Here is a 24486-nt window from a genome sequence, read left to right as displayed (position 1 = left end):
ACTAAATACCTTAAAAATGAAAAATTTTAAAATAGCCACAGCACAGTTCGAAAATAAAAGCGGAGATAAAGCGTATAACCTTTCTGTAATTAAGCATCTAACCCAGCAAGCTGCAAACCAAGGTGCACAGGCAATTGCTTTCCACGAATGCTCAATAACAGGCTACACCTTTGCCAGGCACCTTTCTAAACAACAAATGCTTGAGCTTGCAGAATTTGTACCACAAGGCCCAAGCGTTATTCAGTTAATTGAATTTGCCAAAGAATTTAACATCGCTATTCTTGCCGGACTATTCGAAAAAGATGAAAACGACAACTTGTTCAAAGCTTATGTTTGTGTTGATGGAACTGGCCTGATTGCCAAACACCGAAAGCTGCATCCGTTTATAAACCCTCATCTTTTACCTGGCAATGCCTTTACAGTATTTGATTTATATGGATGGAAATGCGGCATTTTGATTTGTTACGACAATAACATTATCGAAAATGTACGGGCAACCACACTTTTAGGCGCACAAATCATCTTTATGCCACATGTAACCATGTGTACACCCTCTACCCGACCAGGAGCTGGTTTTGTAGACGCTAGACTTTGGGAGAACAAAGAGCAGAATAGCGATTTATTACGTACTGAATTTGATGGATTAAAGGGCCGAGAATGGCTAATGAAATGGTTACCCGCCCGAGCCTACGACAATGGAATATATGCCGTTTTTGCCAATCCAATTGGAATGGATGACGATCAGCTTAAAAATGGGTGTTCGATGATTATCGATCCTTTTGGTGATGTAATGGCCGAATGCAGGTTTTTAGGCAATGAATTTGTTATAGCAGAATTAAACCCCGACCCACTTACCAATGCTGGAGGATACCGATATATTCAGGCGAGGAAACCTGATCTGTACAAAGATATACTAGGTCAGCCGCATGAAAGCCATCAACAGGTTGCCTGGCTTAAAAAGAAAGATTGAGATTATCTGTTCATCCCTTCTGGCAATTTCAACAAAATCAGACAACATTTTCATGTTGTCTGATGATATATATTTCACTTTACTAAGGTAGAAGGTGCATATCCAAATTCTTTTTTAAAGGCAAAAGAGAAATGCGACAAATCTTCAAAACCCGATTCCATATATACCTCAACAGGTTTTTTATGCTTTTCTACAAGTTGATAATGGGCCAATTCCAATCTTTTTTGAGTTAGCCATCTTTGTGGAGAACGGTTAAATGCTTTTCTAAAATCGCGGTTAAAAGTCGATAAACTACGCCCCATAAGGTATCCAAATTTTTCTAAGGGCATATTGAACATATAGTTTTTTTCCATAAAGTCTACCAGATCAATTTTACCAGGCTCCCGAAAGTCAGAAAGCACATTATCAATTTCAGGATCGATAAACCGAAGAATATTAATGGCTTCATTTATTTTTAATGCAGCAATATGTTCTGGAAAAGTTTCCTGAAGATCAAAATAAGGGATCAAAGATGCCAGGCAGCTTTTTAGTAATGGATGATGGCTAAAACTCAATATTTGCTGTGATACCTGTACTTTATGCTTCACCTCTATATCTGCGTAAAAATCTCTTAACCTTTTTGCCGATAAATGCATTACCACTGTTTTATGCGGCAGCCCATCTTTTGGGTAATTGATGATTGTGGCCAGTTGATTTCGGGGGATCAAAAAAATATCCCCCGCATTAAACACATGTTCTTTATTGGCCTCAATAATTTTAGTTTCTCCTGAAATAAACCATATCAGCATATGGTTGTCGAAAACCACTTCAGTTTTAAACAACTTGTCTTCATAACAAGAGAGTTTAATCTCTGAAGTGATATATTTTGTTTGAAACTCCATTGTTGCTAAAATACAAATAATTGGTTTTAATTAATCGGCGTTAAATGTTATATCGAGCAATTCCTCACTCAAACTCCATAACCGTTTTGCATTTATTTCATCAACCGAATAAGACCTTACCCCATGCAAGGTGGATGGCTCAGACATTAAATGTTCAATATTACCCAAATCTAACTCCGCTATATCAGCATCCTCGCAATATACTCCCCCAATCTCATTAAGTAACGGGCTCGTAGCACACCAAACCGTTGTAGCAGCGCCTTGTGTAAGTTGTTTCAGTTTCTTTTCTACCTCCGGAAAAATATGGCCATCAGCATCATGAGTACCCATTTGCTGGTAAAGTTCCATAGGTGCTTCTCTTCCTAGATCGGTATGGTTAACCGAGCCGGGATGTACGGCATAAGCCCTGATGCCCGATTTCGCACCACGTACATCGAGTTCGACTGCAAAAAGGTTATTGGCGGTTTTCGATTGTCCGTAGCCCAATAAAGTTTCATATTGCCGATGTTCAAAGTTAGGATCTTCAAAATTGAAAGGCGCAATCTGATGACCATATGAAGAAACATTTACCACCCTGGCCCTATCGGCTTTTTTCAGCGCTGGCCATAATTTAGCAGTAAGCTGAAAATGCCCCAAATGATTAGTAGAAAGCTGCGACTCATAACCTCGTGCATCTCTACGCAGGGGTACCCACATAATACCTGCGTTATTAATCAAAAGATCAAGGGGCTGTCTACCCGCTAAAAATTTTCCAGCAAAGGCATTAATTGAATGATAGTCCATTAAATCCATAGCTTCCACCTCTACATTGGCTAAGCCAACTAAATTCCGCTTCGCTTTTTCAATGTCGCGTGCAGGTACAATTACCCTGGCACCTGCTTGTACAAATGTTTTGGTAGTTTCTAAACCTATACCAGCATAGCCGCCAGTGATGATCGCTGTTTTTCCTTTAAGGTTAATGCCAGCTATCACATCAGTAGTGGCAGATGTTGCATTAAATCCTGAGCCTATTGGCTGTTGTAATGCACCGTTGTAATTATTTTTACTTTCCATTTTTTTCTATTGTTTTATTTCACAACAAAAATAACGGACAACAACAGGCTTAGCTTTGTTCAAAACGCCAATCTTACTTTGTTTAAAATATCAACTTTTAACAATCAAAAGTGCAGTCGACAGCAGAAGTTAAACACCAAACTGCCTTAAATGATGATCAGCGTGTTTATAAGAAAAAACACCAATCTGGTCTTTTGTCATCTGTCCAAAAAAATCGTGGACAAAATCGGGATTATCATAGTTTTCAAATTCTTCGATGCACTTGATCAGAACCATTTGCTGTTGTTTCAGGTCTCCTTCTTTTTCTTTAATAGCAAACTTCCCTGCAGGCATATTTTTACCTATCGGTTTATCATCTTTCGTATTGCTTTTAAGCGCCATCCGGCCGAATAGCTTACCTAAAAAATCGACTTTATAAACCGGTTTATCTTTACCTAAAACCCATTCGAACCAGATGGTGCAATGTTTTGCCATTTGGTAAACATTCATTTTACCCCAAAGCCTGTTGCTGTTTTCGGTCAGTAAATTAACCCTATCAATTAATTCACTTCTTGTCGATGGCTCAAATACTGTTTTCATTACCAAAATTGTTTAGTGGTTGCAATGAAAAATAGTTTCCCGAATCGTCTTTAAATAAAGCCTCAGTTCCATAAAACTCTTTAGTAGGTGCTTTTATGAATTCAACACCTTTGGCTTTTAATTCTTCGTAGGTTGCAAAAATATCGTTGCAGGTAAGCACACCACAACCGAAAATCCCTTTTTTGATCAATCCTATTAATGTTTCTGCTACGTCCTTTGGAAACATTTTGCTAACCGTAACAGGAAACAAAACCAGTTGTAGATCGGGCTGCTCTGGTGGTGACACGGTTAGCCAACGGCTTTCTGGCCCCATCGGGATATCGTCTACCAGTTTAAAGCCCAATTTGTTTACATAAAAGTCATAAGCACTATCCTGGTTCAGGACGTGAATGTTTGTGATGGTCATTTTGGTAATCATGGTTCTCAGTTTAATTTTATAAATGTTGAACCAAATTTCAGCAATGATTTAAACAATCACTTCTTCATAATTGCTATTCTTCTAACCAGCCATGCTGCAAGGCAAAGCAACTGGGTACGAAAGAGACGGGTGATTTTTTAATGGCCAACTTTAATTGTTGCATCTGTGCCTGATAACTTGAAGGTGATATACCTACGTTGCGTTTAAAAAGTCCGCTAAACGAAGTTAAGCTATCAAACCCTACTAGGAAGCAGGTTTCAGAAACACTTTTATCTTCTCGCAATAGCTGCTGGGCTTTTTCAATTCTTACCCATGTAAGGTATTGATGTGGTGTTTTAGCATAAATGGCTTTGAAAAGCCTGGTGAAATGAAATTTAGAAAAACAGGCTTCATCAGAAATGTAACCAAGATCTATTCTTTCAGCATAATTTTTATCGATGAATAGTTTTGCCTGAACAATCCGTCGATATAGGTAAACTTTTGGATATTGCTCCATAATCGGTAAACGGTCTAATTTTTCGGTTTTAGAAAGTTACGAATAATTTTAAGCTCGGCTGGATACAAATGATGAAAAGAATGGATTTGGCAGGTATTGTTGAACAGGAATGTTTTTAGAGTGGTTTAGAAATTCAAACTTCCCGAATGACGTACCTTATTAATAGCCTTAATTCCGCACTTGTAAAAACAAGATCCCGTTTGCCCGTTAATTTTGACAATTTCATTCCAAACAGCCATAATTTTAGTATATTAGGATAATCAAAAGGGATGATAAGCCAAATCAATCCATCTGATTTAAAAATCCAAAAAAAATATTCCAAAATCTACCTTTACGCCACATTTACCCCACGTTTAGGCCACCTTCCGGCCAGGCTTGCTGGGTACTTGCTTGCATACTGCTTCGCACTTGCTTTGGTTGAGTTATGGCCCTGGTGTAGATCAGGTAGGTCAAAGATTTGCTTAGCTTTAGATCAGCGTGTTAACAACAGCTAAATGGAATGTAAAGAGAAAGTTATCGTAAGGTATTGTTGGTCTACAGCTGTGTCGGAGACAAGATGTAGGCAAACCAACCCTCTTTAAAAAAAACATATCAGAATAAAAAATACATTTTTTGATTTAAGGCTATCAGATCATCTCCATTTCTTTTCTCTGGACGAAACGATCATTATCCACCCCTGCTTTTCAGAAGTTTAAAACCCCTAAAAATGAGCCGAATGACCGTTTTAACACGAAATGCAGTGACCAGTATTTTTGCAAATTTTGGAGGTACAGGTCTAAAAAAAAAGCCCCACATTTCTGTGAGGCTTTCTGTGATCCCGCTGGGATTCGAACCCAGGACCACTACATTAAAAGTGTAATGCTCTACCAGCTGAGCTACGGAATCATTTTGTCCCTTTCGAGGCTGCGAAGTTAGAAATTAAATCCATTCCTGCAAAGAACAATTTCAATCTATTTAATAAAAACTTAACATTAACGAAACAAACTGCGGCTAAATAATTAAACATCAGACTAGAACAACAAAAAATATATTTCTATTTTTTTGTTCACCATCATCAAAATAAGCCCTGCTGTAGAAAAATACATTTCTATACCGAAATCTGATCTAAGGTATTGGCTGAATAAAACCTTTGTAGTTATAAAAGTGATTTTTTATTTTCACTATTATTTCCATTTTTACAGATATATTACCATTCCCTTAATGAATATTGAAAATACTTACGGTGAAGATAAGTGGGCTGCATTTGGGGGCTTTTCGCCACTCATTACAGTTTTCAAATCTTATCATCCCCTTAATGATGAAATTGAAAAAATTATCAACGAGCAAACCTTCCCCATCCGATTTGCCAAAAACAAACACATTGCCTCGCCATTAAAGCGTAATCGATATATTTTCCTTATTTTGGAAGGAGCAGTACATGGTTACCTTAAGATGGGAAACAAAAAAATTACTACCTGGATTGCTGCCGAAAATGAACTGGCGGGAACCATCAGAAATTTGTGGGAGAATGAAATCTCTGATGAATATATTGAAACGATCGATCCTGTATTTGCAATTGCCATTCCGCACGAAATGTCGAAACTGCTTTACAACAAGTTTCTAATTGCCAATTATGTGGGCCGTAAAATGACAGAGATTTATTTCCTCGGAGCAACTGAACGTGCTTATATAAGCAGGCTGCCCACTGCATTGAAACGTTATCAAAGATTCCTGGTTTCCTATCCTCATTTAATAAATCGTGTGCCACTTAAGTATATTGCATCATTTATTGGCATGCGGCTCGAAACACTTAGCAGGATTAGGAAAAAAGCACTTACTGAAAAAGAATAGTACGCCAGGTTTCTTATATAAATCCCCGCTGTGTATCAACCGTTTGCACTTTAATTTTTGAATAAAAAATAGATAGTACTGAAGTCAAATAGGCCCGGTTTGGTAGAAGAGTGGATAAAAGTTTGGGTGATATCCCTATGGATTTCCTGAAAGCTGAAGTGTAGATAAAAATACAGCGGTACACAAATGGCTGTAGAAAAAGCGACCGGAAAAGTAGTGCCTTTCCTGATGAGATTTTTAGCAATTAAGTACATTTATTAAAGCAAAATCCGTCTCGTAAATTATTATTTAGGAGACGGATTTTGCTTAGATCTTATAAACCCCAGCCATATCTGATACGGGTTAACCCCGATTGATTGGTAGTTGTTAAGGTAATATTTGTTCCGCTTCCGCCACGGTTCTGAATACTGTAACTGTCGTTATCTCTAAGCCCGGGCCAGTACACACTGGCAACCTTATCGTTTCTAAATACATTGGTAGAACCAACTATATAGGCTATCTCATTATCGCTACCAACCGAACCGGTATAATTTTTACCCGTAGTCATCGCTGCACCATATTCGGTAACCACGGTACGGCTTGCATAATTACCAAAGCGGCTTCGCCAGTCGGCTTCCCAGGCCGATTGTGTTCTGGTAGCCCAAAATGCATAATTATGCAGGGATAAAAGGCAGCTCGAAAAGCGGCTATCTGCGCCAACAGCTGTTACATTTTCTGAATAGCCCGTACCACCTAAAAGAATCCGGCCTTTGCTTACATTGGGGTAACGGGAAAGCCATTCGGCATAAATAGTGGTTAATTGGGCCAATGTATAACCATAGGGCTCATTCATAGGTTCGAAATACACATTTGCATTACTTCCATATTTATTAACTACGGTTTGCCACATGGCCCAAAACTGAGTAGTGTCATCAATAGTACCATTATGGGAAGATGCACTCTCCCAACAAGCCAAAATCACTTTCATGTTCTTGCTTAGTGCACGATCTATTACGCCGGTATATGCACTCCACCACGAATCGGATACACTTGGCGGATTAATTGGTAACCTTACTGTATTTACACCCGGCATGTTATTTTGAAAACCCGTTAATATCGCATTTGCCTTTGCCGATACGGTGGTGTAATCATCACCAGCGGTTAAGCCTGAGGGGATTACCCATCCATCAACAAAATTGTCTCGGCCATCGGCCCAATTTACGCCTGCAATACCCGCTGCACCAACCGATTCTACATTTGCTTTTTGAGCATCTATAACTTCTGTTTTTCCGATACCAGGCGGAGTTTCTGTAATTAATTCTTTTTTTTCACAGCCCATTAAGCACGCGCTTAACATAACGGCCATTGTTGCGATTGACGTTTTAATTTTCATAGGTAATGATTTAATATTTGGTTAGTGAGGCGTTAACCAGATGAAAATCGAGATATTATTTATTTTTTAGTTCATTTAAGATAGGTTTAGATAAACTGTTTAATGTATGCTGTTTAGGTTTAAGCAGTTCGAAAACTACAATTTCATTCTTTCCCTTTTTAAGCCATTCTGCTGGCAAATAAATGGTCTGTTGTGGCCCAATGGCCCAATATTTACCCAAATTATGCCCATTAACCCAAACCAGTCCTTTTCCCCACTGGCGCATATCTAAATAAGTGTCGGCAACTTTTGTTAAATTAAAGGAAGCCGATTTAAGCACTGCCGCAGACAGGCTATTTACTTTTGGCTGTATTTTTTGGGTATCTATTTTATCAAATGGCAATGGATACATTTTCCATGATTTAATCTCCTCACCATTAAAAGTTACATTTTTAGTAATCCCTTTGTTATTTTTAAGCAGGTAAGGGCCAAAATTAATTCTACCTAAGTTTTCTACTAAAATATCAAGTTGTACCTTGCCAGCAGGAAGATTAACCACTAAACTATCTTGATAAAGTCGTCTATCTAAAACACCTACAAGTTTTTTGTTGATGTATACTAATCCGTAATCGCGCAGCTCGTTGATTTTAATTACGCCTTTGCGCCCACCTTTTATTGTACTGCTGTACAATACAAAACCATAAGGTTGGTTAAGGGCTTCGAAGGTTAATGGTTTTTCACTTAATTGAGGTTTCCCAACCAGGTTAAAGATGTCTGTTGATTTAGTAAAGGTAATTACAGGCAATGCAGCTGCCGGCTTGGCGGCAGGTACAACAGGAAGCGTTTGGTTTGCAGACAAATTCTTTTTAATTGCTTCGCGGAAAAGCATAAATTTTGGCGTCGCATTACCTGCCTCATCTAAAGGTGCATCATAATCATAACTACTAATCTGCGGTTCGTAAGCTGTAGAATCGTTATAATTTGCCCCATTCATAAACCCTCGTGTGGTACCGCCATGAAACATATACATGTTAATAGAAATCCCTCCTTTAAGTACGGTATCTAGTTTATTGGCATACGTTTTTGGATCTACCTGATGATGTTTTGTACCCCACCAATCGAACCAGGCCGGATACCATTCTGGCACAAAGTAAGGTCCGGCACCATTGTTATATTTATCGATCAGTGTTCTGATCTGAGCAGGATTATCAATGCCATTTACGCCTGGAAGCAAACCCGCTAAATGACCGCCTTCTAATGCAGGAACAGGATCGCAGGTAGAAAGCACGCCATCAAAACCGGCATCTTTAAAAAGCTGGGCATTAATTTTTAGGTATTCTTTATCATTCCCATAAGAACCATACTCGTTTTCTACCTGTACCATTAAAATGTTGCCACCATGGTTAATCTGCAATGGCGCTAAACGTTTACCAATCTCTGTAAGGTATTCTTTATACTCTTTTAAATATTGTGCTTCTTTACTCCTTACCTGTAAACCTTTAATGTTCTGTAGCCAAAATGGATAACCGCCAAATTCCCATTCGGCACATACATACGGACTAGGGCGAAGCAATACCCATAATCCTTCTTCTTTTGCAATACGTACAAATTCGGCAATATCATTATTACCAGAAAAATCAAACTGATCTTTCTGCGGTTCGTGTACATTCCAAAACACATAGGTACCAATGGTATTTAAGCCCATCGCTTTAGCCATTTTCATTCTATCGCGCCAGGCTTCTCTCGGTATACGGGGGTAATGCATTTCACCTGAAATGATCTGAAAGGGTTTATTATCCAGCAGAAAAACAGTGTCTGCAAGTTTAAAAGTGTGCTGAGCCTGTGCAAAGACACTAAAGCTGGAAAAACAAGTAATTAAAATTACTGTAATCTTAAGGAGTTTGAGGATAGGTTTCATTTAAGATATATTTAAAAAGTTAAAAGCATAGTTTTCCCATATCGATCTGTAAAGTGCTTTCAGCTCAAAACAAAATGATTGGGATAAAAAAATAAAGGAGCTTTATAATTACAGACTAAGAAAATTAATTACTAAGTATGGTGGTTACAGATTTAGCAGGAATACGAACACGTTTCGTATCCTTATATTGTTTATAGGGTGATAAATTGTATTCGGCTGAAGTAACATAAGTTTGTACAGAACTTTGCTTATTCCCTTTTACATCAATATCCAGATCGATATTATTTTCTGTAGGGTTAACGGCTACCGTTATGAGCTTTTTATTTTGCATATAAGACGATACATACAGCTGTGGTACTTTTTCTTCAATAGTTTTAACCTGAAGCCGCTTACTACCGGCACCAATAAAACGGCTATAATTGCCTAAAGCCCATAACATTTTACTCTCGTACACCTGGCCATCTGTTTTATTTTTATCGATATAAACCAGTCCATCTTTATAATCACCTGTTGATACAGCCAGCCACCATTGCCATGAACTAGCATTGGATATCACCAGATCATGATGGATTAACCTTGCAATAAACAAAGCGGTTACCATACCGAGGTCGCGTTTTTCACCTTTCAGCACATCATCACCCAGTACACAATATTCAGACATCCAATACCTTAAACCTTTTATCTGGGCTACCGCTTCAGCTGTTTTTTTACGGGTATTAATAAATTTTTGTTCAGGACTTGTTGTAAAATAGCTATGAGCAGAAATAGATTGATCTATATTAGACAGGTTGCCGACATAATTCGGAGATGAAGCATTAAAGAACTGATATACCTGATTTCCCTTTGTGGCATTTCCATTATCATATAAATAATCGAGCTGACCCGCCTCTCCTATCTGTATTTTGGTTTTAATCTGATTTTTAACGAATGCATCATTTACACCTTTATAAAGCTGGGCCAATTCGGTATTGTTATATGGGCAGCCTTCCTGTTTGTGCTCATTCCATTTCCATTGTGGCTCATTTGCAGGGCTGAGATAATCCAGTTCTATGCCTGTTGTTTTTTTTATTCCATTAATTGTGGCTACGAGATCGGCAGAAAATTCGGGAAGTTTATTAAAATTCAGGTTGCAGTTACCATCGGTAGAATATGCTTTTCCGTTTTTGGTAAAAAGCACATGCGGACTGTTTACAAAGCCGATAAACTGTTTTACACCACGGCTTTTAGCGGCATTTAAAAACCAGGTTTGTCCAGGCATTGCGTTCCAATCATAATTACCATCTGGTTGCAGAAAAGCGTATTGACGACGCCATTCGTCGCCAATATCGCTTGCCTTACCTTGGGCGGCACTGCCACCACCAATACTGAAACGCCACATATTAAGCCCAATACCAACAGGCTGCCCCATTTTTGTAATTTGGGTACTAAAAAGCAAATCAGCCATCTTATCCTTTTTCTCTGCAGGCCATAATCCGGCAAATTGACAAGTCCATGCATCAGAAGCGCCAAACCCTTCTATAGTTTGGAATGTAATGGCTGGATCGATCTCTATCTTTACAACAGCCTCTTGTGCAAGGGCAGTTTCGCCATAGAACAACATGGCCAGGCAGATAAAAAAACGGTTAAGGTGTTGATATGACTTTATCATGTAAAATTTAATTTCTATTTATTATAACCAGGGTTTTGCTCCAATTTACCACCTGAAGCTAAAATTTCGGCTCTTGGTATGGGTAACCAATAGTGTTTGGTTTCAAACTTGCGCCCATCTAAAGCAACTTTAGGTGTATAAGTAAATGTAGTACCTGTTTTGGTAATAATTATTCCGCCTGCAGGTTTGTTTTCGGTTACATCAGCAATTTTCCATCTCCTTACATCATAAAAACGGTGTTCCTCAAAGGCTAATTCTACTCTACGCTCGTAACGGACCGCATCACGCATTTGTGTCTGGGTGAGTCCAACGGCCAATGCAGGCATATTCACATCTGGCCTTGCCCTAACCATGTTAATGGCTTGCCTTGCCGACATTGTTGATCCTGCAGGAACAGCATCAGGGCCATAAGCCTCATTAGCCGCTTCGGCATAGTTAAGCAAAATTTCTGCATATCTAAAATAAATCCATGGCTGAAAACCTGCATTACCCCAGGGGTTTTGCAATGGATAAGCGTCATTCATAAATTTTTTAAGGTAATATCCGGTTTTTGTGGTGTTCCAGTTATCGTTTCCATCTTTACTATCTTTTCCTCCCGGAATAAAGGTTTCTACATTACGCTCGCGGTACGCGGCGCCATTGTATAAAATGGTTGCTGCAAAACGCGGATCACGGTCTTTGTACGGATTGTTCGCATCATAACCAGAGGTAGGATCAGTAATTGGTTTTCCATTGGCCATTTCATAATCATCTACCAGGTTCTGCATAGGCAAATTGCCTCCCCAACCCCCATAACCGTTTGGTCCGTTGGCAATTTCTAAGTGGGTATGGTTGGCATTTTTGGTAAACAACCTTGCAAAAATAACTTCATTGCTTTGGTCAGTTAAAAACAAGTTCGCATATCCACCTGTGTATATTCCATATTTATTTAATGAAATAACTGCCTGAGCTGCCGTAACAGCCGCCTGCCAGGTACCAGCATTATACAATGGACTTGCCGCATACAAGAGCAGACGCGATTTAAGCGCTAATGCCGCGCCTTTGGTTGCCCTACCCGTTAGCCAGCTGCTACTATTATCTAAAGGTAAATCTACTGCAGCCTCGTCTAGCTGTGCTGCTACATAATCTATAGATTCTTTAATCGAGGCGCGTTGAAACAATGCCGGATCCTGAAGATTATCGGAGAGTTCAGTTATCTTATCGCCCATTAAAACTACTTTACCATAATTGCGGATCAGATCCTGATAACGGAAAGCCCTGATAAATTTAAGCTCTGCGATTAACTTCTTTTTATGCGATGTGCTTATTGCAATTTTAGACAGCACACCTAGTGCGTAATTACACTCTCTGACGCCCCGATAACTCCTGCCCCAATATACACCCGCACTTCCTAAATTTTCAGGTTCCAGCTGCCCTCTTTGGATCAACCAGGTAGCATCGTCATTATTGTAAACAGATTCATCAGTAAAAGAACTCCACATACTATACTCAAAACCTCTGCCAAAACCTGGGGCAGACCCATCAGCTTCTTTATCCTGCAAGCGTGTACCAAGGTACCGGTTGGTTATATAAGCCTCTAATGCGGTTGTATCGGTCTCTATTGTAGAAGGCGAAAGAATATCGGTTGATTCTACATTTAAAATGTCTTTTTTACAGCCTGCAACGCCTATTGCAATCAAAAACAGGCATAAGAATGATATTTTATATATTGATTTGGTTTTCATGGTGTTTAAAATTTAATGTTAGCCCCGATATTGATGATCCTTTGTTGTGGATAAAACTGCCCGCTACCGCTGGTTCCTTCAGGATCGTAATCTTTTACTTTAGAAATGGTGAACAAGTTAAAGGCACTGGCATAAAGCCTTAATCCGGATACATTTATCCGATCTAAGAAACTGGCTTTAATGTTATAGGCAAGTTCTACATTTTTAAGCCTTAAAAATGAGGCATCATTTAACCAAAAAGTATTATTGAACTGCCCACCACTAATTGCATTTGAAGCGCGGTCGGTTACCCTTGGATAAGTTCCGTTCGGATTTGCGGCACTAAACCTGTTATCGGCCCAGCTGCTATAAAAGTTACCAACGCTTCCAGATTCTGGTAAAACGTATTGACTTACTTGTCCTTGACCTGATAAAACAAATGATAAATCGAAATTTTTATAAGATGCCCAAAAATTTAAACCATAGGTAATTTGAGGGGTATTACTATATGGGGTTCTGGTTTGATCATCGGCCGTTATTTTGCCATCATTGTTATAATCGAGATATTTAAGATCGCCAATCTTAGCACCACTTACATGGGGGTAAGCATCTAACTCTTGTTGCGTTCTAAATATGCCAATACTATTGTAAAGCAAGTCAACATTTAATGGTCTGCCCGTTTTGCGTTGATAATCTGGCGTACCACTGGCTTCATCGATAAAAATTACTTCGCTTTTTGCATAGGTTATATTTCCAGAAATATTCCATTTCAGATTCTCGCCATTATGGTTATAACCAACCGTTGCTTCGAAACCATTACTGTTCACCTTTCCAATATTCTCTGAAGGTACTAACGGCGTATAGTTCACACTCTTATCATCAAATGGATTTACAATACCCGAAGAACCAGGCAATGAGGCATTACGGGTGGTTAAGATATCAGATCTTTTTTGTTGAAAATAAATGGCCTCAATGCTAAAGTTTTTAAACAAAGTGGCATTAATCCCAATATCAAGCTTTTTTGCCACTTCCCAAGTGATGTTTGGATTTGCAAGCTTTACCAGGTTTACGCCTGGTTGTATGGTTGATGATGTGGCTCCCGGACTTTGGGCTACAAATCCATTCCCAACCAGTACATAGTTATCAAAATACTGGAACCCTTTTACGTTATCGTTACCCAGTGCTCCATATGAGGCCCTGATTTTTAAATTATCAATAAATTTAACATTCTCGCTGAACCATTTTTCCTTTGACATCACCCATCCTGCAGATGCAGAAGGAAAATAGCCAAATCGCTTACCCTCCGGAAATATAGATGACCCATCGATACGTAACTGTCCTTCAAAGAGATATTTATCATCATAACTGTAAGCCAAACGGCTAATTACACTTTTACGGTTATAGTTTGAGCTATAGCCCGAGTTCAGATAATCGGTAGCCGCCGCACCTCCCTGTGAAAGTTCGGGCAAATTGGTAGATAAGAAATTAAAGCGTTGTGCATCGAAATATTCTAAATGATTTTCACTTTGTTCGTAACCAACAAAAGCATTAATATCATGCAGGTTAAACCTACGGGCATAATTCAATTTAATATTTGAAGTAAGCAGCGATTCATTTTTATGGCTTTCGGTTAAAGTTGCTTTTTGATTGTTACCACCAACGATTACACTTTTGTAGATTTGTGAACCTGTATCGTATTGATACAACAGGTAAGGTTTGTTAAAACTTTTACTGAAAACATTTGATTTATCTGCCGAGAAAAAGCCATCTACAGAAAGTCCCTCTACCCCTGGTATAATAAATGTAGCCCTTAAGATTCCATTTAAAACCTGTGTAGGATTTTTATTGGTGCCACCGATATCGGTAACCTGCACAGCAGGGTTTGCGTTTTCTATCCCGGTTGTTGGTAAACCATTTGGATAATATGCCGCTGCAATTGGTTTTGCCCTATAAATGGATCTAAAAATATCGCCGGCTGCAACCTGAGGGAACAAACGATTTTCCTGTCTGCCTGATACCGATAAGCCAACTTTAAGGTATTTAGAAACATTGGCATCTATATTCGTACGGAAATTGTATTGATTGTATTTAGTTGCTCCATTTTTGTATAACCCATCCTGAGAAACAGTCCCTAGCGACATGTAATATTTTACATCTTCACTACCACCATTAATAGAAAGGCTGTGCTGGCTCTGTAGAGCTGTTTTTTCTAAAGTTTGATCCAGCCAATCGGTGTTAGGATATAACAATGGATCGGAACCATTACGAAATTTTTGGATCTGATCTGCTGTGTAAGACTGGTTAAGGCCACCTGCAGGATTCGAGTCGAAGCTAATTTCGTTCATAATCTGTGCATATGTTGCCGCATCGGCCATTTTAGGTAATCTTGTTGGCGAGCTAAAACCTTGATTAAAACTATAATTGATGGTTGGCTTACCCGTTTTTCCTTTTTTTGTAGTCACTAAAATTACCCCGTTGGCTGCTCTATTACCATAGATAGCAGCAGAAGCATCTTTTAATACCGATACACTTTCGATGTCGTTGGGATCTAAGCGTTCAAGTCCGCCAATTTGTCCCGGAATTCCATCAACAACAATTAATACATTATTGCTACCGGTAGTAGCAAGCCCCCTTACTGTAATGGTAGAACCATCAACACCCGGCTCACCACTGCGGTTATTTACAATTACACCAGAAAACCGCCCGGCTAATGAATTGGATAAATTTGGTTGCGGACTCTTCACCAGGTCGGCTCCCTTTACCTGCGATATTGATCCGGTAAGTGTTGCTTTCTTCTGCGTTCCGTAACCAACCACTACCAATTCGTTTAGGGTTTTGGTATCTGAACTAAGCTGAACATTAATGGTTGTTCTATCACCAACCGTTTGCTCCTGGTTGGTATAGCCTACAAAAGAAAAAATAAGCACATCAGTTTTGGCCGCAACATTAATGCTGTATTTACCATTTACATCTGTTTGCACCGCTTTTTCGGTTCCCTTAATTTTAACCGCTACACCTGGAAATGTAGCACCTGTTTCGTTTGTTACGGTACCCGTTATCACAATTTCTTTACGCTTGTTCTTTATCGCTGTTTTAACAGAAACTAAAGATGCCACTGCCGGTAAACTAATGGATACGATAAATAGAAATGCCAGTGTTTTAATTGTAAAGATTTTTGGCAAAAATCCTTTCAGAACTTTTCTTCTCATATTGGTTTGCACGTTTAATATTTGGTTAGCAGATCAATTTTATAACCTACCCAACAGAACCCTCTATCGGAATCGCGATTATAGCACTGCTTTATAGAAGGCTAAATTAGCGTCAACAAACAACTCCTATGGGGTACAAACAATCCAAATTAGAGGGGTAAACAAACCCAAAAACCCCAAAACAATGCTTTGGAGCCGATTATTAAAAAAATAGATGAATGGCTACTTACTATTTACCTTTTTTAACTGTGGTATTAATGTTATTGGAAAACGGCTTGCGGAATTTTTTAATGTACTGCGATGGGTTCATGTTAAAGAGCTTATAAAACTGCTCTCTAAAATATTTCGGATCGTTAATACCCACCATGTAAGAAGTTTCCTGAATGGTTTTATCGGTATTGATAAAAATTTCGGCAGCTTTTCTTAACCTGATGAAACGGATAAAGCCATTCGCTGACTGACCTGAAATGGATTTTATTTTGCGGTAAAGATTAGATCTCGACATGCCAATAGCCGCAGTTAATATATCGATATTGAAATCGGGGTCGATCAGGTGTTCTTCCACAATACGGATACAGTTATCTAAAAACTCTTTGTATTCTGCAGAAATTTTGGTGTTATTAGAATTGAGGGTAATCTCGTTATAAAAGTATTTTTGCAGCGCATTTTTACTCTTTAGTATGCTGGCTACCCTCGCTTTTAAAAAATCTTTATCAAAAGGTTTACTAATGTAATCATCGGCCCCACCTTCTATTCCTTTAAGCTTAACCTCTGGAGCAGAAATAGCGGTTAACAGGATAATAGGAATATGAGAAACGGCTACATCTTCTTTAATTTTACTACAAAGCTCTATCCCGGTTATACCATCCATCATTACATCACATATCACAATATCGGGCAATAATTCTTTTACCATATCATACCCATCTTCTCCGTTACTCGCTTCATAAAGGTGATAATCCATTCTGAAAACCTGTTTCAGGTATTCTCTGATCTCGATGTTATCATCAATAATCAAAAGTGTTTTCAAATCCACGGCGAGCTGATTATCAATCAATGGTTCTTCTGCTGCTTTTACAATATTATTTGCGGTTATTTCATCCTCTATTAACTCTTTAAATAACGATGAATCGGTATCTATCAATTCTTCCTGCAAAATTACCGCATCTTTAAAATGACTTATTCCTTTTAATAAAACAATATTAAATGCCGTACCTTTATTTTCAACGCTGGTATAACTTATCGCTCCACCGTGCATTTCTATAAAATTCTTAGCCAGGTACAAACCAATACCAAAACCTCCTTTTGGTGATTTATTTCCTGGATCCTGATAAAATTTTTCATAGAGTTTTTCTCCTGCAAAGCTGGTAATACCACAGCCTGTATCTTCTATAAGCACATTTATATTTTCCTGGTTACTTTTTACAATCATTTTAACCGTACCGCCTTCGGGCGTAAATTTTATGGCATTTGCAAGGAGATTAAAAAACACAATCTCTATTTTTTCCCTGTCAGCATAAAATGGGATCAATTCATCGGCGCATAAAAACTCAAATACAATATTTTTAGACCTGGCCTGGTGCACAAAGCAAAGAAATACTTCTTTACACAAACTCACCAGATTTACGGGAGCTACTTTTAATTTTCCGCCATAGGTATCTGCTTTTCTGAACAATAACAATTGATCTACCAAACTTAAAAGCCTTTTTGCATTTCGGTAAACAATATTTAAATCAGTGGTATCCACATTTTTATCGTTCTTGTATAAAAGCTCTTTAACCGGATTGATAATTAGTGTAAGTGGCGTACGAAACTCGTGCGATACATTGGTAAAAAAAGAAAGTTTCTTCTCGCTGAGTTCTTTCTCTTTTTCACTTTCTACATGAGCCAGTTTCACCTGAAATTCGAGGTTTGCGCGATGCTCACGGTATTTAAGATAGGCATAAATCATCCCAAAGAAAGCCAGTCCATAAATACAAAAAGCCCACCAGGTACGGTACCATGGCGGTGTAATGGTAATTAAAATAGAATTGCCCTCCATATTCCAGATGCCATCGTTATTTGATGCCCTTACCTTTAACACATACTTACCGGGATTTAAATTGGTATAGGTAACTTTATGCTCACTGCCACTGTAATTCCATTTCTTATCGAAACCTTCGAGAAAATAAGCATACTTGTTTTTTTCGGAAAGCGTATAATTAAGTGCTACAAAACCAAAAGAAAGCACGCTTTGGCTGTAGGGCAAAGTAATCTCCTTAGTCATGTACACCGGTAATTTTAGTGGAGAATCATCACCTGGCAGAATTAATTTATTAAAAATAGAAAAATCGGAAAAATAAACCGCCGGAGCCGTTTTATTATATTTTAGCTGTTGTGGATTGAAATAAACGATACCTTTACTTCCTGCCAGGTAAATTTCTCCTTTTGCATTTTTACAGATAGCGGCATTCGCATAAACACCGTCTTTCTCATCGTAATTTTTCACCATTTTGTTTACCGGATCAAAGAGTGAAATCCCCTGTTCGGTTGTTACCCATAACCTACCATTATTGTCTTCTACCAGATCGGTAAAAACATTGCTTGCAAAACCGTTTTGCTTTGAATATATTTCGAAAGTATCTGTTTTAGCTATATATTTATTCAATCCATCGCGGGTGCAGATCCAAACATTTTGGTGCGAATCCAGATAAAGGCTATTTACAATATTATTGCTAATGCCACCTTTTCTTGAATTATCGATCATGTAATTGCTAAACTTTCTGGTTTTAGGGTTAAAGCGGCTGAGCCCACTTCCGTATGTACCTATCCAAATATCGCCCTGTGCATCTTTTAATAGGCAGTACAAATGGTTATTACTTAATGAAGCCTGGTTTTTAGGGTCGTTAAAGTAATGTGTATAACTGCGGGTTTTATCGTTATACACTTTCAAACCAGCATCGGTAGCCAAATAATATTCGTTATTGTTTACCTCAATTAAATCTCTAAAAACATCTTCATTAAAAAAACTACCAAGTGCCGAACGGTGATGGTGGTGAACAAATTTATTTTCTTTCTCGTCGTAACGGTCGAAACCATTTTCGCCCATCACCCACAGCCTACCATTTAAATCGGTAGAAAGGTTAATAATATCAGAGCTGGATAAACTATTTGCATTACTGGTATGCTGCAGTTTAATTACTGAACGATTATCGGGATTATATTTAAACAGACCTTTGTTTGTGCCTACCCAAAAATCTTTACCATAACTGATGATGGATTTGATGTCGGCCTGTCCAAAAGGGAGGGAAATAAAATTAAATTTATATTGGTTAAAGTCTATTTTACTTAGACCATTTTTACCACAAATCCATATCATTCCTGTTTTATCCCGGTATAGCCCTCCATTGGCAAAAAATTCGAGTTCTTCTATTTTCTCCCATTTATTTAATTCGGTGTTTACCCAAAATAATCCGGCGTTTCCGCCAACCAGTATTTTTTTTGCACCCAAATTTAAAACACTAAATACTGAAGCGTTACCAGTGCCTTTACTACTGTAGGTGTTGAATTTCCCTGTTTTCGGATCGAATCTGAACAGATCGCCTTTCCAATAACAGCCAACCCATATCATGCCATCGGCATCTATACTAAGTGTCCAGATATCGTTTGGATTTTTTTCGCCCGCTATTTCTTTTTGCGTGTAATTGGTAAAGCGACGTGTCTGTTTATCAAATTTATTTAATCCTTTGCTCCAATTACCTAGCCATAAGTTACCTTCTTTATCTTCTGCAATGGCATTAACCGATTTTCCTTTTATGGCATTTGGATTTTTAATGTCCGGCTGATAAACTGTAAAAGATGCTGAATTTTTGTTAAAAAGATTAAAACCATCGTCGGTACCTATCCAGAGTTTATTTGTTCTATCGATAAGTAGCGACCATATTTTATTATTGCTCAACGATGTTCTATTGTTTTCTTTATGATAAAAACGCTCAAATTTCTCTGTTACGGGGTCGAATTTATTTAAACCGTTCATGGTAGCCACCCAGAAAACACCATTCTGATCTTCTACAACAGCATTGATATAGTTATTGGTTAATGATGTGGTATCACCAGGTATATTTACATAAGTTTTAAAAGAATAACCATCAAACTTACACAAACCGTTTTCGGTACCCACCCATATAAACCCCCGCTTATCTTTTAAGGCAGCTGTTGTGTTTTTTGAAGGGAGTCCTTCATTTATGCCGTATGTTTTAATTACATAATGGCCTGCTATTACAGGCTGGCTATCGACATGGGATGCCTGCGCTTTAACATGAGCAAAGAGGAAAAAAAATTGCAGAAGAAAACAAGTTAAACTAATTAATCTCATAGTTGAACAACAAAATTTGATGGGAGAATGCCTTAGCTAAACCCTGCCTCTTTTGAAATAGACGAGTTGTAAAGATACAATTTGCAAACTTATTACCGAATCTATTCTTGTGTTCAGATTAGTGCCAATAAAAAAGAGGCCGATTAAAAACCCACCTCTTTACAAAACTAACTACTACTAACTAGAATTTAACTGAATTGAGATTCTTATCTACTAAAATGCCTTCACTAATCTTAAGCCCGAACTGTAGCTTGCGTTTTGCCTTTAATTTCAGGATAAACAGATCGGAAGTTTCGTTTAAAGCATCTTTGTTGCCAATGTTTACAAAGGTTGGATACAAAACCTTAGCGCCATTGGTGTGCAGCCGATCGTTGGTCAGGTTATCCATCTGTTTGACATTTAAAGGCTGAACGCTTACAAAATCATAATCCTGTGCATTGTATGGTAATGCAAAACTTAAAGCATTTACTGATTTCAGGTTTATTCCCTTTACCTTAATTTCGATGATTTCGTCTTTGTTGTAAGCTTGTTTAGCGGTACTGATTTCCAGTTTACCTGCAACTTTATCAATTTTAGCATTTTTCACACCTCCTTCAAGCTGTGTAGCCACAACTGAAATATCGTAAGCATCAATCAAATTGTTTTTATTGATATCGCCATTGCTGATATAACCTTCAAAATCAGCATCACCTTTTCTTAAACCAGTATAATTGATGTAAGAAGTTAAATCGTTCTTATCAATTAAACGGTCGTTATTGATATCGCCCGGAAGATAACTTTCGGTGCCAGGAACCTTAAATACATACAACTCTCTACCAGAGCCAAAACCGCCTACACCATCAGCAACAGCAATTTTGATGTACCGTGCAGCAGGATGCGCAGTGAAATTGAATATTTTAATTTCGTCGTTATTGGCCCATTCAAATGCACCAGCTTCTGTCCAGCTTTCTTTATTATTGCTGTAAAATACTTTGCCTTTTAATAAAATGCCGTTTCCTCTTCCTGTGCGTGGCAGGTAGTGGAATTTATCCAGTTGATTAATCGATTTCAGATCGATAATCATATCAAAAGGAACTGCTTTAACGCCCCATTTGGTATGCCAGGTATTACCTTCATCAAAATCAAACAATTTATTGATACCAGAGCCTCCTTGATTTTCTACTGTAGTTTCGGCAACAATACCCTGAATAGCAAACTCAAGCGGATTGGTTTTAGTAGTTGCCTTAATTTCTGTCCAATCAGAATAGCCATCTTTGTTTACTGCACGCAATTTAAAGGTGTAAGCTGTTTCGGCCAATAAGCCATCAAATAATAAAGCAGTATCGCGGATAGTAGTATAATGCATATCGTTAAAATCGATTTCATAAAAATCTGCATTGCTCACTTTGGTCCAGCTTGGTGTTAGCGTATAGGCTTCTCTGTTTTTATCACTTACCCTTGCATTAACAGGAGCAGTTAATTTCCCTGTTGACATGCGTTGTTTATCTACAGGCTCAAATTTAAATCCGTTTATACTAAGTGCTACCGGTTTGATGGTAATATCAGTAGACTGAAGTTTAACCAACAATTGAGGATTTTTAACCATTGCCACTTTTTCAAACTCGCTTCCTTTTGTAGCAAAACGGTTTAAGTTTGGTGCAGCATCGTAGAAATAAACGTTAGACTGTTTTAAAAACTCGTCTTTTGAGTTTACTTCCGTCAATTTTATTTTACTATTCCCAACTTTTGCCGTTAACCTTTTCGGTTTTTCGGTAACGTTAATTACGAATTCAGTTGTTTTTTCTTTCACAAAGCCATCAAAATCGCCCTTTGCAGGATGAATGGTAACCAGGACATTGTTTTTTTGATTTAGTTCTGATTCGATTAAAGTAGAAGCACCATTCCCTAATTTATAGGCTTCTGTTGCACCGTCATCGTCGTATTCGGTAAACGATGTTTTTCCAAAAGGATATAATTCATAGATACGGTTTGCTTTATTGATTTCAGAAACGTTGTTATTCGGGTTCGTCATCGGAATAATGGCACCATTTTTCACAAAAACAGGCAATTTCCATAGCGGCGAGTCAAAGCTATTGAGAATGCTGTTTCCAGTATATTTTTCTCCAGTGAAATAATCAATCCATACTCCTTCTGGCAGGTAAATGCCATTGCGGATATCGTTACCTTTTTCGTCCGATTTGGTCGCCTGATAAATTGGAGCTACCAAGAAGGAAGGTCCATATAGATATTGATATTGTGTTGAAGCTCCTTTGGTATAGGCATTTGGATATTCCAGAAACATTGCCCTTATAATCGGCAATCCAGTAACCGCTTCTCTAGCTATTCTGTAAGTATAGGGCATCAACTCCGATTTCAGTTTTAAATAGTTGCGGTTAATTGAAGCTACAGGCTCGCCCAATGCATGCGGATATTTTTCGTTAGCACCCCAACCGTCCATGTTTAATTCCATTGGCGTAAAGGTTTTCCATTGGAAATCGCGGGTATTGATGGTTAGATTTTTACCACCGAAAATACCATCCATATCGGAAGTAATATTCGGTTGACCTGATAAACCAGAACCTAAATAGGTAGGGATGTGGAAACGGATATATTCCCAAACACCACCAGTTTGATCACCCGACCAAATCCCGGCATAGCGTTGTGTACCCGCCCAGCCATCTAAAGAAATGATAAACGGACGGCTAGTATTGCCATAATAGGGCATAATCCGGGCTACATCAGCAACCCCATTCAACCCGAACGAATAACCGGCACCAACCCATGCCACATCGGTTTTTAATACCCGAACGCCAGCATCTCTGACTTCCTTAATGATATCGCGCTGTAATAACGGACTTATCTCTGGTTTAGGGTGAAGATCAGATTGTGTCCAAAGTCCAATTTCCACGCCGTTTTTACGTGCATAATCGCCAAAACTTTTCAGGTTCTGAATGTTGCCATCCAATGTTTCGGTTTGGCCATAACCTGCACCGTAACCATCATTTGGAAGCACCCAGCCCAAAGGCATATCATGTTTTTTATAACGGTCTATCACCGCACGCGCTGAAAACTGATAATTGTTTTTTTCACCGTTAAGCGATTCTTTTATGCCGCCATTATCTTTCTGACTTTCTTTGTAGCGTTTACCATCTTCAAATAAAGTTCCTTTTTCGTCTTCTTTCCAAAAATCACGGTTATAAGCATTTAGATGTCCTTGATAGAAACCAAATTTTGGCAACAAAACCGGATTTCCGGTAAGTTGATAAAAATCGTTCAATAGAGGTACTGCTCCATCGTTAATCATAAAAAAAGCATCCAGGTAATCGGTTTCATGTGTCAATTTTACCAATCCTTTTTCTTTAGCACCAAAATTGTAATTTCCTTTACTGAAGGTATACCACATTACAGCATAACCGTTGGTAGACCAGTAATAAGGTGTTGGTGAAGCTACTCCCCCATCCGTCCAACTGTTTTGGTTTTCGATAGAAATGGCTCTTCCCTTGTGAGAGAAACGGCCGTTCTGTACGCCACCACCGTAAAAATACTCCTGTGGATTTTCTTTCAAACTAAGGCTTACTTTTCCTTTTTCGAATTGAATCGGCGCTAATTCTTCAACAGCCACAGCTTGTGTAGCAAGGTTGATAATTTTGATCAGCGAAGTATTTTTATCAAAAAGAACAGTAATCTTACCGGTAGATATGAATAGTTGATTATTCTCATCTTTAATATCCAGTTTTGAAACTGGTCTGCGTGGGTTTTCCACCAAGATTTTGGCTTCTGGTTTTGCTTCCGGATCGCGTATAAAACCTCCTGTAGGGTCTTCGAAAAGACGGAAAATATGATCACCGTAAAAATCTAATGTTAAACGTTGATTATCAGAAAGCAACAATTCTACTGTGGTGGTATTGATCTTTTTTGCACCAAGCACTTTGGTAACTTTTTCTGCTACCTGATTGGTTTTCTGAGCGGCTGGCTGAGCAGAAGCAAAAAATGGAGCGGCAATTAAAAAAAACGCACATGCCAAAACAACGCGCTTAGGTTGCTTTTTGGGATTGGTTATTTTAAAATGTTTTAAAAAATAATGCGGGGTCATTAAA

At 38.3% G+C, this 24486-nt stretch carries 14 protein-coding genes and 1 tRNA gene; 2 read left to right on the top strand and 13 right to left on the bottom strand.

The window, feature by feature from the left end; all coding sequences use genetic code 11:
- The first annotated feature begins 16 nt into the window (after positions 1-16).
- Positions 17-970 carry a nitrilase family protein gene (locus tag ASU31_RS23635; RefSeq protein WP_057934715.1) on the top strand — a complete coding sequence of 318 codons (954 nt, stop codon included), beginning with the start codon at positions 17-19 and terminating at the stop codon, positions 968-970.
- Positions 971-1044: 74 nt separating this feature from the next.
- Here ASU31_RS23635 and ASU31_RS23630 read toward each other — a convergent pair whose 3' ends face one another.
- The 6 genes from ASU31_RS23630 to ASU31_RS23600 form a co-directional block, all read right to left on the bottom strand.
- The gene (locus tag ASU31_RS23630) at positions 1045-1851 is read right to left on the bottom strand and encodes an AraC family transcriptional regulator (RefSeq protein ID WP_057934714.1); all 807 of its coding nucleotides are present in this window, start codon (positions 1849-1851) and stop codon (positions 1045-1047) included.
- A 30-nt stretch (positions 1852-1881) separates the two neighbouring features.
- Complete coding sequence (locus tag ASU31_RS23625; protein ID WP_057934713.1) at positions 1882-2904, bottom strand: SDR family NAD(P)-dependent oxidoreductase; 1023 nt, start codon at positions 2902-2904, stop codon at positions 1882-1884.
- 129 nt (positions 2905-3033) lie between these two features.
- Positions 3034-3483 carry a DUF1569 domain-containing protein gene (locus ASU31_RS23620; protein ID WP_057934712.1) on the bottom strand — a complete coding sequence of 150 codons (450 nt, stop codon included), beginning with the start codon at positions 3481-3483 and terminating at the stop codon, positions 3034-3036.
- Positions 3467-3901, bottom strand: a complete 435-nt coding sequence (locus ASU31_RS23615; protein WP_057934711.1) for a VOC family protein — start codon at positions 3899-3901, stop codon at positions 3467-3469. The genes ASU31_RS23620 and ASU31_RS23615 overlap by 17 nt, the downstream gene beginning before the upstream one ends.
- A 73-nt stretch (positions 3902-3974) precedes the next feature.
- The gene (locus ASU31_RS23610; RefSeq protein ID WP_057934710.1) at positions 3975-4397 is read right to left on the bottom strand and encodes a helix-turn-helix domain-containing protein; all 423 of its coding nucleotides are present in this window, start codon (positions 4395-4397) and stop codon (positions 3975-3977) included.
- An 812-nt stretch (positions 4398-5209) separates the two neighbouring features.
- Positions 5210-5282 (bottom strand) — tRNA-Lys (locus ASU31_RS23600).
- A gap of 315 nt (positions 5283-5597) precedes the next feature.
- Between ASU31_RS23600 and ASU31_RS23595 the strand changes: the two genes are divergently transcribed.
- Positions 5598-6227 (top strand): Crp/Fnr family transcriptional regulator, encoded by a 630-nt coding sequence (locus ASU31_RS23595; protein ID WP_057934708.1) that lies wholly within the window; start codon positions 5598-5600, stop codon positions 6225-6227.
- 313 nt (positions 6228-6540) lie between these two features.
- Here ASU31_RS23595 and ASU31_RS23590 read toward each other — a convergent pair whose 3' ends face one another.
- The 7 genes from ASU31_RS23590 to ASU31_RS23560 all read right to left on the bottom strand — a co-directional run bounded on the left by ASU31_RS23590 (position 6541) and on the right by ASU31_RS23560 (position 24413).
- Positions 6541-7599 carry a cellulase family glycosylhydrolase gene (locus tag ASU31_RS23590; RefSeq protein ID WP_209435054.1) on the bottom strand — a complete coding sequence of 353 codons (1059 nt, stop codon included), beginning with the start codon at positions 7597-7599 and terminating at the stop codon, positions 6541-6543.
- A gap of 55 nt (positions 7600-7654) precedes the next feature.
- Positions 7655-9496 (bottom strand): glycoside hydrolase family 35 protein, encoded by a 1842-nt coding sequence (locus tag ASU31_RS23585; protein ID WP_057934707.1) that lies wholly within the window; start codon positions 9494-9496, stop codon positions 7655-7657.
- 124 nt (positions 9497-9620) lie between these two features.
- Positions 9621-11144: a glycoside hydrolase gene (locus ASU31_RS23580; protein ID WP_057934706.1), complete on the bottom strand. Its 1524-nt coding sequence runs from the start codon at positions 11142-11144 to the stop codon at positions 9621-9623.
- Positions 11145-11158: 14 nt separating this feature from the next.
- On the bottom strand, positions 11159-12868 hold the full coding sequence (locus tag ASU31_RS23575) for a RagB/SusD family nutrient uptake outer membrane protein (protein WP_057934705.1): 1710 nt from the start codon (positions 12866-12868) through the stop codon (positions 11159-11161).
- 5 nt (positions 12869-12873) lie between these two features.
- Positions 12874-16056 carry a SusC/RagA family TonB-linked outer membrane protein gene (locus tag ASU31_RS23570; protein WP_057934704.1) on the bottom strand — a complete coding sequence of 1061 codons (3183 nt, stop codon included), beginning with the start codon at positions 16054-16056 and terminating at the stop codon, positions 12874-12876.
- A 229-nt stretch (positions 16057-16285) separates the two neighbouring features.
- On the bottom strand, positions 16286-20410 hold the full coding sequence (locus tag ASU31_RS23565; RefSeq protein ID WP_057934703.1) for a hybrid sensor histidine kinase/response regulator transcription factor: 4125 nt from the start codon (positions 20408-20410) through the stop codon (positions 16286-16288).
- A gap of 181 nt (positions 20411-20591) precedes the next feature.
- Positions 20592-24413, bottom strand: a complete 3822-nt coding sequence (locus tag ASU31_RS23560) for a TIM-barrel domain-containing protein (RefSeq protein ID WP_209435053.1) — start codon at positions 24411-24413, stop codon at positions 20592-20594.
- Between the last annotated feature and the right edge of the window lie 73 nt (positions 24414-24486).

This window comes from Pedobacter ginsenosidimutans (assembly GCF_001442625.1).
Taxonomy (GTDB): domain Bacteria; phylum Bacteroidota; class Bacteroidia; order Sphingobacteriales; family Sphingobacteriaceae; genus Pedobacter; species Pedobacter ginsenosidimutans.
This window is presented reverse-complemented; position numbering and strand designations above follow the sequence as displayed.